Annotated in this window: 1 protein-coding gene and 1 pseudogene; one reads left to right on the top strand and one right to left on the bottom strand. The window is 67.8% G+C overall.

Translation table 11 applies throughout. From position 1 onward, the window contains the following. Positions 1-232: pseudogene (locus tag LPA54_RS36870) on the bottom strand (hypothetical protein); the annotation flags it as partial. On the opposite strand from LPA54_RS36870, the gene LPA54_RS36865 reads away from it, so the two are divergent. Next, on the top strand, positions 192-494 hold a 303-nt coding region (locus tag LPA54_RS36865), incomplete at its 3' end, for a helix-turn-helix domain-containing protein (protein WP_228984846.1). The pseudogene LPA54_RS36870 and the gene LPA54_RS36865 sit on opposite strands and share 41 nt — an antisense overlap.

Genomic DNA, 494 nt, shown 5'->3' with positions numbered 1-494 from the left:
CGATGGTCAGGGTGCGGGCCTGCCAGGTGATCCAGCCCTTGGCGATCGCCACCAGCCGTTCCACCTCGGCGCGTTCGTCCGGGCCGTGGTCGGCCCAGCGGGCGGTCACCGAGCGGTGCAGGTAGGTCAAGGCGTAGGCCGAGGCCAGTCCGTGCAGGAGCCGGCTGTGGTGGGAGCGGTGGAGGTGTTCGATGGCGCAGCAGGAGCGGGCGGTCAGGACTCGGAAGGCCATCCTGACGGCAGCGGGCGAAGTGTTCGACGAGGTCGGATACGAAGCGGCGACCATCTCCACGATCTTGCAGAGAGCGAAGGTCACCAAGGGCGCTCTCTACTTCCACTTCGCGTCCAAGGAAGAACTGGCTCAGGCGGTTCTGACGCAACAGCTGACCGGGCTGCCGAAGGTGCCGGAGCGGAAGCTGGCACTGCAGCAGGGACTGGACGAGGCGTTGCTGCTCGCCCACATGCTCGCCTCCGGTGACCCCTTGGTCCGGGGC

This window comes from Streptomyces sp. DH12 (genome assembly GCF_020873895.1).
GTDB lineage: Bacteria > Actinomycetota > Actinomycetes > Streptomycetales > Streptomycetaceae > Streptomyces.
This window is presented reverse-complemented; position numbering and strand designations above follow the sequence as displayed.